Below are 18,682 nucleotides of genomic sequence, written 5' to 3'. Positions count from 1 at the left end.
GATCAGGGGAGCGGCACCACCGACGGCGGCAGGGTCGGCGCGGCCGAGCCATAGGTGATCGGTCCGCCCGCCCCGATGCTGATCTTGCTCGCGTCGTTGAAGCCATTGGCATCATCGACCTCGTTGGCGATCGCGCTGCCCGTCGCTGCCAGCTGTGTGAGGAAGAACTGCCCACCCCCGCTGGCGCTGAGCCGGATATACTGGCCGTTGCCGGCCTGACCGGCGATCGTGCCGAGGAACTGGTTGCTCATCAGGCTGAGACGGACCGTCGGAAGCGTACCGGTATTCTGGTTGTTGTTCACGATGATGCCGCGGCTGTTGAGGATATCGCGGATCGTGTTGTTCAGGATCGTGAGGTTGGTCGTGCCGCCGCCCGTCGCCTGGCCCACCAGTCCGACATTGACCGCGATCGCCGACGAGCCGCTTACGCCAGCCTGGCCGATCTGCTGGATGGTGTTCCCGCTGATCAGATAGTTGGCGTTGACCGCACCTTCGTTCGAGACGCTGATGCCGTTGCCGAACTGGGAGCCCGACAGCGCAACGCCGTTGATGCCGATGATGTTGTTCTGGATCGTGCCGTTGACGGTGCGCGAGAACGGTGAATTGCCGTTGTGGAAATCGTTGATCGCCGTCGAGCGCGAGCCGGTGATGGTGTTGCCGATGATGCTGTAGGTCAGCGTCGTCGACCCCGGGCCGGTCGACATGTTGATGCCGTTGTTGTTGTTGTAGAAATTCGACGTGCTGACGTTCGCCGTCATGCTCGTGCCCGAGCTGTCGACGAACAGGCCGCTGCCCGTGGTCAGCACCGGCGGGCTCGACGGGTTCCAGTTGCCCGTGAAGGTGCTGCCGGTGACCGTGAGCCCCATGGTCGAGGTGCCGGTGCCCAGGAAATTGACCAGGTTGCCGTGCGCACTGGCGCTGTTGCTGCCGGTATAGGAGATCGTGGAATTCACGATCTGGAAGTTCGTCAGCGTGCCGCCCGAATTGGTGATCTGCACCTCGAACTCATAGTTGTTCTGGATCGTCGAGTTGAAGATGCCGGTCGGGCGCAAACCGCCCGAGGCGCTGCCGGTGAGCCCAGCGATATTGATGCCCGATTCATCGGTGCCGCTGTCGGTGCCGTTGCCCGAGATCAGAAGATTGTCGATCACGAAGCCGTTGATGTTCGATCCGCCGATGCCGTCGCCCAGATTGTTGGTGACGTTCATATAGTTGAGGCGGACATTCTCGGTGCCGGTCAGGCTGATGCCGTCGCCGGTCGAATTCTGGATCGTGCCGCCCGAACCCGCCGCACCGGTACCGAGGACGCGCAGGCCCCCCGCCGAACCGGTGTTGTTGAGGATGATTCCGCTCGCGGCACCGTTCGACGAGATGCTGCGGAAGTTGACGCCGTTCGACCCGATATTGGTGTTGACGATGTTGAGCGCGGTGCCGGTGCCGCTGGTGATGGTGCTGTTGGTCCCCTGCACATCGACTGTGCCGCCGCCGGTGGCGTTGAAGCCGGTGCCGCTGGCGGTGGTGATATTCAGCCCGCCATTCGGGAAGCTGATCGTGCCGCCGGTGTTGTTGAGCAGACTCACCGCGGTGTTCGCGCCAGTGCTCAGCAGGACCGTGCCGCCGAACTGGACGGTGCCGCTGTTGACGTTCTGGACGACGATGCCGTTGTTGAACCCGCCCGTGGCACTGATGTTGCCCGAGAAGTTGACGGTGCCGATCTCGTGGTTGTCGACCAACACGACATTGACGCCGGTGGTCTTGGTGACCGAGGAGGCGATGTTGACCGCACCCGAGCCGCCCAGCACATACACGCCGAAACCGTTCGGATCGTTGATGGCGCCGATCGCGCCGCCCGACAGCGTGACCGAGTTAGTCGCGCTGCTGATCTCGACGCCGTTGCCGCCGGTATCGTTGATCGTGACACTGCTGGCAGTGAAAGTGCCGTTGCCGGCACCGTTGATCTCGATGCCTTCGTCCGCCGTACCGGTGATCGTCGTCGAACCGAAGTTCATATTGGTGGTCGATCCGAAGCCGTAGAAGATGCCGTCCGAACCCGCGCCGCTGGTGCCGGCGATCGAGACGGTGCCGCCATTGAGCGTGCCCCCGTCGACGTTGCTGACGTTGATCGCGGTGGCCGCAACCGTTCCGGTGCTGGTCAGCGAATCGAAGGTCAGTCCGGCGACGCTGACATTGCCATTGGCAAGGTTGAGGATCTGTCCATTCGCGGTCTGGACGGTGTTGCCGCTGCCCCCGATGGCCAGCAGGCCGCCGCCGGTAAAGCTGATGCCCGTGCCGGTGCCGCTGGCCAGGATGTCGAGGCCATTGCCTCCGCCCGCCATCCCGAACAGAATCGAGCTGCCGGTGTTGTTGGCAAGGGTCAGCGCGGTGGCATCGGCCACCGTCGACAGGGCGATCGACGGACCGGTGAAGCTGACGGTGCCGCCGGTGTTGTTGGCGATGTTGATGCCCAGCGCATTGTCGGTGATGTTGCCCGAGAAGGTGGCGATGTTGGCTGTGCGGTTGGTCACTTCGACCGAGCGCGCGGCGGCGCCGCTGGTCGTGATGCTGCCGCCATAGGTAAAGGTCAGCGCATCGCCGTCGAGATCCACGCCGCGGTTGGTGGCGGTGATCGCACCGCCTGCGATGTTCACCGAACCGGCGAGCGTGCCCGCGGTGCGGCTGATCAGGATGCCGTTGGCGCCCGACGTGTTGCTCGCCGCCCCGAAGTTCAGGTTGAGCGCCGTGGCGCCAGCCGTGGCGTTGGAGACGTTCAGCAGCGTGCCGCTGGTGCTGGTGATGCTGTTGTTTGCGCCAAGGACGTTGACCGTGCCGCCGCCCGAGATCAGCAGGCCGGTGCCCGAGGTCGTGACGATGTCGAGGCCGTCGCCGGCCGCGCTGAACGAAACGGTACCGCCGGCATTGCTGTCCAGCGTGATCGCCGTGTTCGCGCCGGTGTTCAAAGCGATGGCGCCGTTGAAGCTGACGGCACCGCCATTGCTGTTGATCACGCTGAGGCCGAGCGCGCCGGCACCATTCGCGCCGATATTTCCGGTCTGGAAGGTGATCGCGCCGGCATCGTGGTTGTCGATGCGGATGGCATAGCCGTTGCTGTCGTTGATGCTGCCCGAATAGGTCACATCGGCATTGCTGTCGGTCAGCACGAAGGCATCGCCTGCAGCGGCATGGGTGATCGCGGTGCTCGCGCCGAAGCCGAAGGTGCCAACCGAGCCGTTGACGATATCGATGCCGGCATCGCCGCCGTTCAGCGTCGAAGTACCGTTGAAGTTGTAGATGCCGTCGGCATTGTTGAACTGCAGGCCGGTGCCGTTGCTGGCGACCAGCGTGCCGGTCTGGAAGGTGATCGTGCCGCCCGAATGGTTGAGGACGTTCACCAGCGCGGCGTTGCTCGCCTGGGTGATGCTGCCGCTATAGGTGACGGCCGCGGTGCTGCCCGCAACATTGAATGCGGCGCCCGTCGGGCTGGTGATCGACGTGCCGGTCCCGAAGGTGAAGCTGCCGCCCGAGCCGTTGAGGATGTCGATCCCGGCATCGCCGCCGTTCAGCGTCGAAGTGCCGTTGAAGTTGTAGATGCCGTCGGCATTGTCGAACTGCAGGCCGGTGCCGTTGCTGGCGACCAGCGTGCCGGTCTGGAAGGTGATCGTGCCGCCCGAATGGTTGAGGACGTTCACCAGCGCGGCGTTGCTCGCCTGGGTGATGTTGCCGCTATAGGTGACGGCCGCGGTGCTGCCCGCAACGTTGAATGCGGCGCCCGTCGGGCTGGTGATCGACGTGCCGGTCCCGAAGGTGAAGCTGCCGCCCGAGCCGTTGAGGATGTCGATCCCGGCATCGCCGCCGTTCAGCGTGGTCGTGCCGGTGAAGTTGTAGGTGCCGTCGGCATTGTCGAACTGCAGGCCGGTGCCGTTGGTAGCGCCGATCGTTCCGGCATAGGTGAGCGTGCCGCTATGGCCGCCGGTGACGCTGAGCGCGCTGGCATTATTTCCCTGAGCGATCGAACTGGTCGCGTCGAAATTGTAAGTGGCAGTGCCGCCAGAGACGGAAATCGCCGCGCCGCTGGTATTGGTGATATCGACATTGGTCGCGGTGACCGTGCCGGTCGTACCGGTGAACTGCAGGCCGAAGCCAAAAGCGCCGGTGACGCTGATATTGGTGAGTGTCAGCCCGGCGACTCCGCCAAAGCTCAGCGCGTTGCTCGCCCCGGTGCTGCTGATGTTGCTGAACGTGGCCCCGCTGCCGCCGTTGATCAACACGTCAAGCGCGTTGCCCGAGAAGGCGACATTGTCGATCGCCGAGCTGTTCAGGCCAGCAAGTACGACACCGCCGACACCGACGAAATTGCGGATCGTCAGACGGTCCAGCTGGGCGTTTGCCGTGCCGGCACCGCCGTCGAAGATACCGCGCGCGACGCCACCGACGCCGTCGAGGATGAAGCCCGAGAGACGGTTGCCGCTGGCCGCCAGTGTGACCACGCTCGGCGCGCCGACCGAGGAAGTGAGCGTCGCTGCGCCCAGCCCGGTGGGATCGGCAATGTTGATCGTCGAGCCGCCCGAAAGGAGGATCGTCGAAGGCACGGTGATGGTGAGCGCGATCGGCGCGCTGCCGCTGCCCGCCCCGCCACCCGCGCCGTTGCCGAAGCCACGCACCTGCGCACCGGTAGCGAGCGCGAGCGACGAAGCGCCAGTGCTGATCAACTGGCCGTTGTTGACCAGGACGATGATGTCCTGAACGCCGGCGACCGCCGCCGCGGCCGCGATCGTCATCGGATTGTTGCCGTCGGAGCCGCTGCCGTTGCCGCCGCCGGTGGCGCCGTCCGCGTCGACGAACCAGATCTTGTTGACGCCGAAGCCCGCACCGGGGCTGCCCGCGAATGCGACGTCGCGGAAGTCGTAGGTTCCGGCAAGCGGTGCGTTGGTCGCGTCGATCGCAGTGCTCGCGGAGATCGTCGAGGCGATGTCGCTGACCGACTCGCCGTCGCCATAAGTGAGCAGCGCGTTGGTCGTTGCATTCAGAGCGATGCCGGTGCCCACACCCGCGATCGAGCTCGAGGCACCCGACTGGCCACCCAGCAGGATGCTGGCGCCGCCAAGCGTGCCCTGCAGATCGACGGCGATGCTGGTACCTGCGGCGCCCGCGTTGGTGACATCGAAGTCGCCGATGATGATCGGGGCCGAAAGCGTCGCTCCGTTGAGATCGAGCGCGACCGCGCTGTTGCTGTTCAGCGCGATGTCGAGATCGGTGATCGTTAGGCCAACCGGGTTGTTGCCGGAGATGTCGATGCCGCGCGAGGTGATCCCCTGGAGGTTCACCGTGCCAAGGCTGAGCGCCGGGCCGGTGGTGCCCACATTGTGGATCATCATCCCGATCGCCGCGCCATTGGCACTGACGCTGTTGAATTCAAAGCCGTTAGCGCCGATCGTGACGTTCTGCAGATTGAGCGCCATGCCGGTACCGGTGGTGCTGATCGAGTTGCCTGCGCCGCGCACGATGATCGTACCGCCGCTAGCGGCGTCAAAGCCCGCACCGGAGCTGACGATGTCGAGACCGCTGCCGCCCGCTGCAGGGTTGAAGTCGATCGTGCCGCCGGCGTTGCCAGACAGCAAGACGCCGGCGCCGGTGGCGTTCAGCGCGAGGGTGTTGCCGGTGAAGGTGACCAGGCCGGAGTTGACACCAACAACCAGGATGCCGCTGACCGTCGACGCCATGTTTCCGCTGAAGGTGACGGTGCCGGTTTCATGATCGGAGATGCGCACCATGTTGGTGCCGCTGAGCGCCGAGCCGACCGTAATGTTGCCAGTGCCGCCGGTAACCGAAACCGCGTGATTGGCCGCTCCGGTGGCAGTGATGGTGCCGAGCCCCAGTGTGACCGGGCCGGTCGAGCCGTCGATGACAACCGTGGAGCCGCCGCCGCCAGACAGATTCATCGTGCCGAACGTCACTGCCGAGCCGCTGTTGAGCAATTCGATCGCGTTGCTGCCAGCCGCCCCGATCGTGGTCGCGCCGAAGTTGATCGCCGCGGTACCCGTGCTCACCTTGATGCCATCATTGGCTGCGCCGCTGGTGCCGCCGATATTGACCGTGCCGCCGCTGAAGGCGTCGCCGGTGAGATTGCTCAGCAGAATGGCGTTGTCGGTGACGGTTCCGGTCGCGGTCAGCGACGCGAAGTTGATGCCGCCGGTGCCTGCGGTCACCCCGCTCAGGTTGAGGATCTGGCCGGTGGTCGTATCGATCCGGTTGTTCGCGCCGGTGACGATGATCGTTCCGCCGGTCCCGCGGAAAGCGGTGCCGCTGGTCGAGTCGATATCGAGCCCGCCGCCGGTGAAGGACAGCGTACCGGTGCCGGCCATGCCGACTGCAGGGCTGGCGCCCGAGTTGAACACCTTGCTCGCACCCGAGAAGGTGATCGTGCCGCTACTCGACGCATCAACGACGACGCCCATGCCGCCAGTTTGGCTGACGTTGCCGGTGACGGAATAGATTCCGTCGGCGTTGTTGAAGACGAACATCGTGCCGAGGCCGGTCGAGTTGCTCGCCCCGGTCAGGGTGACCTGCGAGCTGCTGTCGGACACCCAAAGCGCCGCACTGCCCGTCGTCTGGGTGATGGTGCCGCCATAGCTCAGCAGGCCACCGGTGCCGCCAGTCACACGGATCGCTGAGCTGTCGGCGCTGATCGCGGCACTGCCGCCGCCCATGCCGATATTGACGTTCCCGCTGGTCACGCCGTTGAAGAGGATCGCCGGCGTGGCGCTATTGATGGTCAGCGTGGAGCCGGCCGCGTCGGCGATGTTGATCGTGCCCAGCGTACCGCTGAATTCGAAGCCGGAGCTCCCGTCGATATCGATCGTGCCGGTCAGGTTGACGCCCGCGCCGCCCGTCAGGTTGCTGAAGCGCGCGGCGGTGCCGCCGCCGAAGACGGTGAGCCCGCCGATCGACAGCGCCCCGTTCAGCGTCACCGTATCCGCGATGACCGCCGCAGCGACGCTCGTCGCCGCATTGATGCTCTGGAAGGTCACGCCGCCCGAAGCGAGCGCAACGTTGTTCAGCGACAGCGCGGTGGCGCTCAACGTCGTGATCGCGTTGCCGGCACCGTCGACCAGCACCGTGCCGCCGCCGCTCGTGGCGAAGCCCGTGCCGGTGATGGTGGAGATGCCGAGTCCGCCGCCGCTGAACGACAGCGTGCCGGTGCCAGCGGTGGTGATCGCGGCATTGTTCCCGGTGTTGAAGGTCTTCGATGCGCCGGAGAAGGTGATCCCGCCCGCGCTCGCCGCGTCGATCGCGACGCCTGCGCCGCCCGTGTGGCCGACATTGCCGGAGATGGTGTAGTTGCCGTCCGCATTGGCGAAGTTGAACGCGGTGCCGGCGGTGGTCGAGGTGATCGCGCCGGACAGCGTGACATTGGCAAGGCTGTTCGCTGCGTTCAGGACCGAACCCTGCGCCGCGTTGATCGTGCCGCCATAGTTCAGCGTGCCGCCGGTATCCCCGCTGAGGTCGATCGCCGAATTGACCGACCCATTGATCGCGGCGCTACCGGCACTGCTGGCCACGTTCACCGTGCCACCGGTCACGTTGAGGAAGCGGATCGCCTGCTGGGCGCCGTCGATCGTCAGCGACGAACCCGCCGAGTTCGCGATGTTGATCGTTCCGAGCGCGCCCGAGAAGCTGAAGCCGACGCCGCTATCGATATCGAGCGTGCCGGTCAGATTGACGCCGCCGGTGCCGGTCAGGTTGCTGAATACGACCGCGTCATTGGCCGCATCCAGATTGAGCCCGCCGATATTGAGCGAGCCTGCCAGATTGACGCTGACCGCGCCGACCGCGGTGCCCATCGTCGGCGCAGCGGTGATCTGGTCGAAGGTCACCCCGTCTGCCGCCACCGTGATGCCGCTGAGGATGAACCCTGCCGCATTGCCCGTGGTGATCGTATTGCCGCTGCCGGTCACGCTGATCGTGCCGCCGCCGGTGCTGGCGAAACCCGTGCCGGTGGTAGTGACGATCCCCAGCCCGCCGGTGAAGTCCACCGTCGCGCCCGCATTGTTGGTGAGCAGGACGCCCGCGCCCGCGGTATTGTTGATCGCGACCGCACCCTGGAACAGCACGCCCAGCGCGGTATTGTCGCGAACCGAGATTCCGGCGCCGGTCACGCCGCTCACATTGACCGCGCCAGTGACGGTGAAGTTGCCGAGCACCTGATCGAGCAGGATGCCATAGGCGCCTCCGGTCGCGGATACCGAGTTGAGCACCATGTTGATGCTCAGCGGATCGAGGTTGATCGCCGTGCCGTTGGTCGTGTCGATCGCGCCGCCGGTGGTACCGAGGGTGAAGTTGTTCACCTTCGAATTGGCGACGATCAGGCCGGTGCCGCCATTGTTGGCGATGTTGAGATCGCTGAAGTTCAGCGTCCCGGTGACGTTGGTCAGGCTGAGGCCGTCGCCGGTGATCCGGGCACCTGTGGTACCGAGCGTCAGCGCACCCGCGTTTACCGCCTGAAGGCCAGCGGTGAGGGTGTCCGAATCGAACGTCACGTCGGAGAAGAGGAAGCCGCCTGTCTCCGTGCTATGGTTGACGGTAAGGTTCGCCAGTTGCGTCAGCGTGAACGTTCCTGCGCCCGTGCCGTCGAGGTGCAGGATGTTGCCGCCGTTCGCGGCGAGAGTGAGGTTGCTCAGCCCCAGCACGACGTTCGCGGCGTTGTCGTAGATGCGCAGCGCACCGGCCGCACCGCCCGAGATGGTGCTGTTGCGGATCGTGAGCGTGCCGCCGACTCCGTTGCCGAGGATGCCGGCGCCGGTGCCGCTGTTGGCGATGATCACGCCGTCGAGAATGTTGTTGCCGCCCAGCGTCAGCGTCGCGTTGGCGCCGCTCGCGGTCAGCGTCGGTGCGCCCGAACCCGCGAACGGGTTGGAGATCACGCCGGTCTGGACATTGTAGAGGATGATATTGGCCGGGGCGCCGCCGCCCACGGTGAAGCTGTCGGTATCGCGGAAGCTGTACAGGATCTGGCCGCCGTCAAGGTCGAACGAACCGCCCGCGCCCGCTGTGGCGTCCAGAATGTCGTTGCCGCCCAGCGGATTGTTGAGCAGCACGATATAGGTGGCGTTCGCCGCCTCGGCGCCGGCCAGGCTGCCCGGATCGCTGCGCGTTCCGCTGCCGGTCGCGCCCTCGAGCACGAAATAGGCGGAGACCGACAGATTCGTGGTGTCGCCGTTCAGGTTCACATCGGCGAAGTTATAGTTGCCGGTGCCGCCATTCAGGCCCGCAATCACAAGCGGGGTCACCGCATTGATGTTCGACGCCGCGCCGTTCGCATCGGTGTTCAAACCGTCACCATAGCGGAAGTTGCCGGTGATCGCGGCATTGGTCAGATCCACGCCGATGCCGAGGCCGCTCATATTGCTGCTGCCGCTGACGATCACATTGGCGGCAGTGGTGCTGCCGGTCATGTCGATGCCACGCGTGCCGATGGCCGAAGCCGCGGCGATGTCGAGCGTCGCGAAGGTGACGTTGCCGGTCGCGCCGGTCAGATCGACCGCGGTGGTGTTGGCCAACAGCCCGGTGATATCGACATCGCCGAAGGTGAAAGCGCCCGCCGAACCGCCGAGCAACGCAAGCCGCGCGCCGCCCGAAAGCGCCACCGCGCCGAAGCCGTAGCTGCCATCGGCGTTGTTGAACGTCAGCCCGGTGCCGCCCGTCGCGGCAATGGTCGCGCCGGTGAAATTCAGCGCGCCGGTCGAATGAGCCGAAACGTCGACTGCCGCCACGCCCGGCGTCGACTGGCTGATCACGCCCGAATAGGTGACCCCCGCGGTCGAGTTCCCGATGCTGATCGCCGCGCCGGCCGCATTGGTGACGCTGGTGCCGCTCCCGAAGGTGAAGGTGCCCGCAGACCCATTGGTGATCGCGATGCCCGCGCCGCCGCTGAGCGCCGCGTTGCCGAAACTGTAGACGCCATCCGCATCATTGAACGTCAGCCCGAGTCCGCCGGTCACGTTCAGGGTCGCGCCGCTGAAATCGAGCGTTCCGACAGAATGTGCCGATACGTTGAGCGCCAGCGCAGCCGCGATCGACTGGTTGAGCGTACCCAGATAGGTCACGTTCGCGATCGAGTTATGGATGTTGAACGCCGGACCGCTCGGGTCGGTGATCGTGGCATTGGTGCCGAAGGTGAAGCTGCCACCCGAACCGTTCAGGATATCGATACCCGCGTCGCCGCCGTTCAGCGTCGTCGTGCCGTTGAAAGCATAGGTGCCGTCGGCATTGTCGAACTGCAGGCCCGTGCCGTTGGTCGCGCTCAGCGTGCCGCTCTGGAAAGCGACCGTACCGCCCGAATGGTTGAGCACCGAAAGCAGGGCCGCGTTGTTCGCCTGGGTAACGCTGCCGGTGTAGCTCAGGCTGGCCGTGCTGTCCGCGATACTGATCGCAATGCCGGTCGGGCTGGTGATCGACGCGTTGGCGAAGGTGAAGCTGCCACCCGAACCGTTCAGGATATCGATACCCGCGTCGCCGCCGTTCAGCGTCGTGGTGCCGTTGAAGGCATAGGTGCCGTCGGCATTGTCGAACTGCAGGCCCGTGCCGTTGGTCGCGCTCAGCGTGCCGCTCTGGAAAGCGACCGTACCGCCCGAATGGTTGAGGACCGAAAGCAGGGCCGCGTTGTTCGCCTGGGTGACGCTGCCGGTATAGCTCAGGCTGGCCGCGCCGTCCGCGATGTTGATCGCGGTGCCGGTCGGGCTGGTGATCGACGCGTTGGCGAAGGTGAAGCTGCCACCCGAACCGTTCAGGATGTCGATGCCGGCATCGCCGCCATTCAACGTCGTCGTGCCATTGAAGAGATAGGTGCCGTCGGCATTGTCGAACTGGAGACCCGTACCGTTGGTCGCCGACAAAATGCTGCCTGCGCCAAAGGTGATCGTGCCGTTATGGCCCGCCACGCTGAGCAGCGCCGCGTTGTTCGCCTGGCTGACGCTGCCGTTATAGGTGAAGTCGAGCGTGCCGGTGCCGCTGGCGATCGAGATCGCCGAGCCCAGGGTGCCCGTAATGCTCGAGCCCGCGCCGAAGCTCATCGTGCCGTTGACGTTGCCCGAAACCGCGATGCCGCTGCCGGCGGTCGTGCTGACGTTGAGCGCGCCAATCTGGAGCGCCCGGCCGCCGGTGCCGATGCCGGTCAGGCCGTTGACCAGGATACCGCTGCCCGAGCCGACATGGACGACGCTATCGAGGACGAGGTCGGTCCGTGCGCCGGCGAGGGCGAGCGTGGTGCCGTTCAGCGTGTCGATCGTGCCCGACATGCTGGCCAGGTTCAGCGCCGAACCGGTCATGGCCAGACCACTGCTGCCCTGGTTGAAGACGCCGAGGCTGACGAACCTCAAGTCGCCGCTTGCGCCGTTGAACGCGACACCGGCGCCGTTCAGACGCGTGCCGCCCGTGCCGACCTGCAGCGTGGAATCGACCCGCTGATAGCCTGCAGTCGCCAGGTCGGCATCGAAGGTCACGCCGTTGAAATAGGCGCCGCCCATCCCGCCATGGCCACCCTGGATCAGGATGTTGCTAAGTTCGGTGATCGTGGTGGAACCGCCGCCGGTCGTCTGAACCGAAAGCGCGATCGAATTGTTGCTGGACCACAGGTTCAGGACGCCGAGCGCCAGGCTCGCGTTGAGGCCGCCGTCCCTGAAGTCGATCGCGCGACTCGTGCCCGAGATGTTGCTTCTGTAGATCGTGACGTTGCTCGCGCCCGAGCCATAGACGCCCGCGCCGCTGCCGCCATTGGCGATCACCACGCCGTCGATCACCGTGTTGTTCGCAACGACGACGGTGTTCGCCCCGCCGCCCGCCGTGGTCGTAAGCGTCGGCGCGCCCGATCCGGTGAAGGGATTGGACACGCTGCCGGTCGCAACGTTGTAGAGGACCACATTCGCCGGAGCGCCGCCCGGCAACGCGATCATGTCGCTCGACAGGAAGCCGCGCAACTGCTGGCCAGTCAGCAGCGTGAAGGTGCCGCCGGTGCCATAGGTCGCGTCGTTGGCGTCGAGCGTGTCGTTGCCGCCGACCGGATTGTTAAGCAGGATAATGATGTCGGCGCCCGACGCCGCCGCCCCGCTCAGGCTGCCCGGATTGCTGCGCGTGCCCGCGCCGCTCGCGCCGGCCAGCACCCAATAGACCGTGGACGATGTAGCAAGCGCGCTGGTATCGCCAACCAGGTTCACATCGGCGAAATTATAGGTGCCGACAGCGCTGTTGAGACCGGTGACGACAAGCGGAACCGTGGCGTTGATCGTCGACGCCGCGCCGTTCGCATCGGTGTTCGATCCGTCGCCATAGCGGAAGCTGCCGGTAATCGCCGCGTTGGTCAGATCGACGCCGATACCGACGCCGGTGATCGTGCTGCTGCCCGCGATGGTCAGATTGCCGCCGAAGGTCGCGCCGGTCAGATCGATGCCGCGCGTGCCCGCGGTCGAGATGCCGGTAATGTCGAGCGTGCCGAAGGTGACATTGCCCGACGCATTGCGTGCGTCGAGGCCGGTGCTGTTGCCGCCCAGCGCAGTGATATCGACGTCACCGAAATTGATCGTACCGGCGCTGCCGCCGCCCAGGCGGATGCCCGTGCCGCCCGGGCCGGTGATGGTCACGCCGCCGGTGAAGGCCGCCGAACCGTCGATATCCGTGAGCGACAGACCGGTGGCGCCGCCCGTGATCGATCCGCCAAGCGCGGTGAACGCGCCTTGCATCCCTTCGATGCGCAGGCCGGTGCCCCCGGCTCCGCTGATCGCGAAGGTGCCGAGCGTGACATTGCCGGTGTTTGCGAGGACCTCGACGCCGTCGCCGGCGGCGTTGGCGACCGTCACCGCGCCAAGATCGATCGCCACGCTGTTGCCGCCGAGCGAAACCCCTGCCCCGGCGCCGGTGCCGCCGACATTGATGCTGGTGAAGCTCAGTCCGCCGCTGCCGCCGATATTGTTCAGTGCGACGCCGGAGCCGGACGCGGTCTGCGTCGCGACGGCGCCGAAGCCTAGATTGGCGCCCAGCGTGACGCGATCCATGACCAGGCCGCGCGCATTGCCGGTGGCCGCGATCGAGATGCCCGATCCGCGAAGGGTCAGCGACCCGCCATTGGTACCGAGCAGGTCGAGCACCGTCCCGCCCGTGCCTGACAGCGAGAGGTTGGTGAGCGTCGCCGATGCCGCCGCGCCACCGTCGCGCAGCAGGATTGCGCCGTTGCCGCCCGCGATGATCGAGTTGGCAATCGACACGTTCGAGACGCCGACGCCCGAAACGCCAATGCCGGTGCCGCCGATGCGGATGCCGTCGATCGAGGCGCCGTTCGCCAGCGTTACGGTTATGCCGCCGCCGGTGTGGGTCAGCAGCCCCGCGCCCGATCCGGCATAGGGATTGGTGACCACGCTCGGCGTCAAGCCATAGAGGAGCATGTTTACCGGCGTGCCGCCGCCGACGGTCTGACTATCGCCGTTGAGGAAGCCGATCAGGCGCTGGTTGGCGTCGAGCGCGAAGGTGCCGAGGCCCGCTACGTCGAGCGTATCGTTGCCGCCCGTCGGATTGTTGAGCAGGACGATCACGGTCGCGTTCGAAGCGAGCGCCGCAGCGAGGCTGCCCGGATCGGTCTTGGTGCCTGCGCCAGTGCGGCCTTGCTCGACGAAGAACAGGCGGACCGGATTGGTCACGAGACCCGTGGTGTCGCCGTTCAGCACCACATCGGCGAAATTGTAGCTGCCGACGGCTTCGTTGATCCCGGTCACGGTGATCGGCGTGATCGCGTTGATCGTCGATGCCGCGCCATCTGCGTCGGTATTCGACCCGTCGCCGTAGCGGAAGCTGCCGGTGATCGCCGCATTGGTCAGGTCGATACCGGTCCCCACGCCGGTGATCGTGCTGCTTTCGGCGACGGTGATGTTTCCGGCGAAGCTCGCGCCGGTCATGTCGATGCCGCGCGTACCGGCGGTAGAAATGCCCGAAATGTCGAGCGTCGCGACGTTGATCGTGCCGGACGCATTACGAGCATCGACGCCGGTCATTCCCGCGCCGAGGCCGGTGATATCGACATCGCCAAAGCTGATCGTGCCGGAGCTGCCCGCACCGAAGCGGATACCGTTGCTGCCCGCGATCGTGGTGGCGCCGGTGAAGGTGGCGGTGCCATCGATATCCTCGAGCACGATGCCGGTGCCGCCGCTACCGTTCACGCTCAGCGCGCCGATCGAGATGGCGCTCGATGCAGATGCGCCCTGCACCCTCACGCCGCCGCCCGTGGCACCGGTGATCGTGGCGCCGGCGACGTTGAGGTTGCCCGACACATTCTGGGCGAACAGGCCGGTGCCGCCGATATTGGCAAGCGTCAGCTGGCCGAGCGACGTCGCGCCGTTGCCGGCCAGATGCACACCGTCGCCGGTGCTGTTCGCAACCGTCACGGCACCGAGAGTGAGAGCCCCGGCGTTGTTCAGCAGCGAAACGCCATGGCTCGCGCTGTTCGATATCGTGACCGCGCCGAGCGTCACTGCGCCGGTATTGCCGGAGACGGCGAGCCCCGCGCCGCCGCTGTTCGCGACCGAAACCGGGCCGATGGTAACGGCGCCGCTATTGTTCTGGATGGCCACGCCTGCGCCGGCGGTGTTGGCGACACTGGCTGCGCCGATATTCACCGCAGCCGCACTGTTCGCCACGGTGATGCCCGAACCGGCACTGGCACCCCCGACGGTGACGCTGCCGACATTGACCGCGCCGCCGGCGACCTGGTTGAGGTAGACGGCTCCATTGGCCCCAGCGGCCGTGCCGGTGGTGACCGACGCGACATCAAGGGTGCCGACCGTGACATCGTTGATCGCAAGCCCCTGTCCGGTGCCCGTCGCGGCAATGTTGATGCCGGTGCCCGAGACATTGACCGTGCCCGCGCCCGTGCCATTGAGATTCAGCACCGTGCCGCCGCTGGCCGACAGGTTGAGGTTGGCCAGCGTGACCGAGGTCGCCGCGCCGCCGTCGGTGATGCTGATCGCACCGCCGGTGCCCGAGATCGTCGAGTTGCGGACGATGACGTTGGAGACGCCCGATCCGACGACGCCGATGCCGAACGCATCGTTGTTGATGATGACGCCGTCGATCCGGGTGTCGTTCGCAAGGTTGACCGTCGAACCCCCGAGGCTGCTGGTCAGGATCGCGGCGCCCGAGCCCGCAAAGGTGTTGACGATGCCGGTCGGGCCGAGATTCGAGACGATCAGGTTGGCCGGCACAGTGGCGCCGGTGACCGCGAAGAAATCGGTATTGAGGAAACTGACCAGCGACTGGCCCGCGGTCAGGCTCAGCCCGCCGCCCGCGAGACCGCCGGTATCGATGACGTCCTGCCCGCCATTCGGGTTGTTGAGCAGCACGATATATTGCGCGCCCGAGGCTGCGGCGCCCGCGATGCTACCGGGATCGAGCGCGGTGCCCGTGCCGGTCGCGCCGGCGAGGACGTAATAGGTGGTGAAGCTGCCACCGGTGATATTGTTCGTGTTGCCGTCGAGCTGGACGTCGGCGAAATCATAGGTGCCCTGGGTCGCGTTCATGCCCGCGACGACGATCACCGTGTTGGCGGTGATGCGGCTCTCCAGTCCGTCGGCGGCGTTGCCGTCGCCATAGCGGAAGCTGCCGGTAATATGCGCATTGGTCAGGTTCGCGCCGATATCGACGCCCTGGATCACGCTCGGGTTGACGATGGTGACCACGCCGGCATTGGCGGCGTTGGTCAGATCGATGCCAGTCGAGCCGGCGGCGCCGGTGCCGGTGATATCGAGCGTCGCGAAGGTGACGTTACCCGAGGTGCCGGTGAGGTCGAGGCCGGTGGCCGCGCCAAGGCCGGTGATATCGACGTCGCCAAAGGTCACGCCGCCCGGCACTGCGCCGATCACGATGGCGGTGCCTGCCGGGTTGATGATGCTGAGCGCGCCGGTGAAGGCGGTGGCGCCTGCCAGATTGTTGAGCGACAGCGCGGGCGCGCCGGCACCGGTGATCGAAGTGGCGCCAGTGAAGGCCACGGTCGAACCGGCCGCGCTGTTGCCGATCAGGATCCCGCTGCCAGTCGGATTGGTGATGGTCACCGTGCCGGTGAAGCCCACCGTGCCGGCGACGTTGTTGATCGACAGCGCAGGGCCGGTCGCGCCGTTGATCGCTACATTGCCAGCGAAGACGATGCTCGACCCCGCAGCCGTGCCATCGATGGCGATCGGCCCGGTACCGCTGACCGCGCCGGTGAAGCGGATCGCACCGCCGGTGTTGAAGAGCGAAACGAGCGGTCCTGGCCCGCTGTCGGTGATCGTCGCGCCGAGATTGAGCCCGATCGTGCCGCCACTGCCCGCGACGCCGGCCTCGCCGATCTGGACGGAGGCGCCGCCGCTGTTGGTGATCGTGCCGCCGCCAATCGTCACCAGTCCGGTCGAACCGCCGGTGATGAGCAGGCCCTGCTGGCCGCTGTTGGCGATCGTCAGCGTGCCGATGTTCAGCGCGCTGCCGCCGGTGCCCGCACCCTGGACATTGTCGAGGATGATGCCCGCGCCCGCCGCGCCGGTCGAACTGACAGCCGCAAAATTCAGGTTGATCAGCAGCGGATCGAGGTTGAGCGCGGTGCCCGCGATGGTGTCGACCGTTCCGGTGGTGCTGGTCAGCGTGAAGGTGCCGGTCTTGGTGTTGTTGACCGTCAGGCCCGTCCCGGCGTTGTTGGCGATATTGAGCGAGGCAAAGCTCAGCGCACCATCGACTTCGGTCAGCGAAACACCGGCGCCGTTTACCCGCGCCGTCGTGCTGCCCACCTGCATCGAACCGGCATTGACCGCCTGTATGCCCGTCGCGGTGCTCGAATCGAAGGTCACATTGCGCGCAGCAAAACCGCCGGTCTCGCCATAGCCGCCCGCGATGAAGATCCCGGAAAGCCCCGCGATCTGCACCGTGCCCGCTCCCGATCCGTCGATGTCGAGGACCGTGCCGCCGGTTGCCGTCAAAGTGAGGTTCGACAGCGAGGCCGTCAGGTTGCCGCCGGCATCGTTGATGTCGATCGCCCCGGCGCCGCCGCCGATGGTCGAGTTCCGAACTACCAGACCGCTGCCGCCATTGACGAGGAGGCCCGCCCCGGCGCCGCCGCGGATCGTGATCCCATCGACCACTACCGTGCCGGTGGTGTTGGTGAGCGTCAGCCCCGCCCCGCCGGTATTCTCGATCGTCACGCGATCGAGCGAGAATCCGCCCACGCCATTCGCAAGAATGCCTGCCCCAGCGCCGCGGACGGTGAGGTCGCGCACCACCGAGCCCTGGCCCAGCGTGACCGCCGCGCCGCCGGCATTGCTGCCCACGACCGTGCCGTTGCTGCTGCCGAAGCTGAAGGCGCTGACCGTGCCGTTGGAATGGCGCACGCTGACGCTGCTCGCGCCGCCGACCAGATACTGGTTGGTGGCCAGCGTCACCCCGCCGGTGGTGATGTTGCCGGCATTGCCCATCGCCACGACGACGCCGTTCGCGCCTGCGCGGGTGACCGCGTCGGCAAGGGTGGTCGGGCTCGAGCTGGTTCCCGCCCCCGCTGCAGCCGCGCCCCCGTTGACGTAGTAGATGCCGCCGAATTCATTGCCGGTACGCGCGTCGATCGCAAAGCTGTTGCTGGTGAGATCGGTGTAGCGGGTGCCCGACGGTGTCACGTAGTCGCGCCGGATGCGGTCGCCCATCTGGCGGTCGAGACCGGAGGTGCCCGCGCCGCGATCGCGCCCGCGACCGCCGAATGGAATCGACAGGCGCACGGTGCCGCGCGCCTGGGTGCCCCAGCGATTGTCGTTCTGCAGCTCGGCGCCGATCGTGAAGCGACCGCCGGTGCCAAGCGGATCCTCGACACCCAGCTCCAGTGCGCCGCGAACGCCGCGATAGGCCTTGCTCGCCGCATCGTCGCGATAGTCGAAACCCGCCGCCGATGCGCGCACGCTGAGCTTCCTGCCCACCGGAATCGTCGCGCCGATTTCGGCATTGGCCCCGCCCAGCGGGACATCCTCAAGTCGCCAGCCGCTCTTGCGCTCGATCAGCCGGTTGTTCTCGACCAGCAGCGCGCCGACGGGGCTGGCATTGGGATCGAGATAGCCGATGGTGTAGCGATTGGTGACCGGCAGGCGATAGTTGAGGCGGACATCGAAGACCGAGGTGAAGCCTTCCAGGCCGAACGAGACCGCCGTCTGGTCACGCTTCGAGAGATTCGACTTGTAGAAATCGACTCCTGCATTCACGCCGATCGCGAAATCGTCGCCGATCTTGCCGCGTCCGCCGATGGTGACGGATCCGTTGCGGTCGAAGTGTTCGTCATAGCCGATCCGGCCGGAGACGAACAAAAGGCTCGAGTCGTTCTGCGCGACCGGCGCGAACAGTTCGAACGAGACCTGGCTGCTCCCGTCGGATGCGCGAGCGTCCACTTCGGCGCGCGGCTGCCAGTTGGGATCCGTGTCCTGGGCCTGTGCGCCAGCTGCGGATGCGAGGGCGATGCCCGTCAGACACGTCGATAGCAACAGGCGGCCACGATGCAGCTTCTTCACGGACAATTCTCCCCCGGGGCGGCGCCAATCCTGGCAATGGCCTGCTGGTTAATGACTCGGCAACGGATTGATACGCCCCGTCAACGATTACCATCGCAGCGCCATTGTCTCAAGACGGCAGTGACTTACACACGAGTGTA

At 66.1% G+C, this 18,682-nt stretch carries 1 protein-coding gene; it reads right to left on the bottom strand.

Annotated features, from left to right (window positions below):
• Positions 1–2: 2 nt before the first annotated feature.
• A complete protein-coding gene (locus BDW16_RS20315; RefSeq protein ID WP_100362817.1) occupies positions 3–18,542 on the bottom strand; it encodes an S-layer family protein in 18,540 nt (6,179 codons plus the stop codon).
• Positions 18,543–18,682 lie beyond the last annotated feature (140 nt).

It is taken from the genome of Sphingomonas koreensis, from assembly GCF_002797435.1.
Classification (GTDB): Bacteria; Pseudomonadota; Alphaproteobacteria; order Sphingomonadales; family Sphingomonadaceae; genus Sphingomonas; species Sphingomonas koreensis.
Note: the sequence above shows the minus strand (reverse complement) of the source record. Positions and strands in the feature narration are given on the sequence as shown.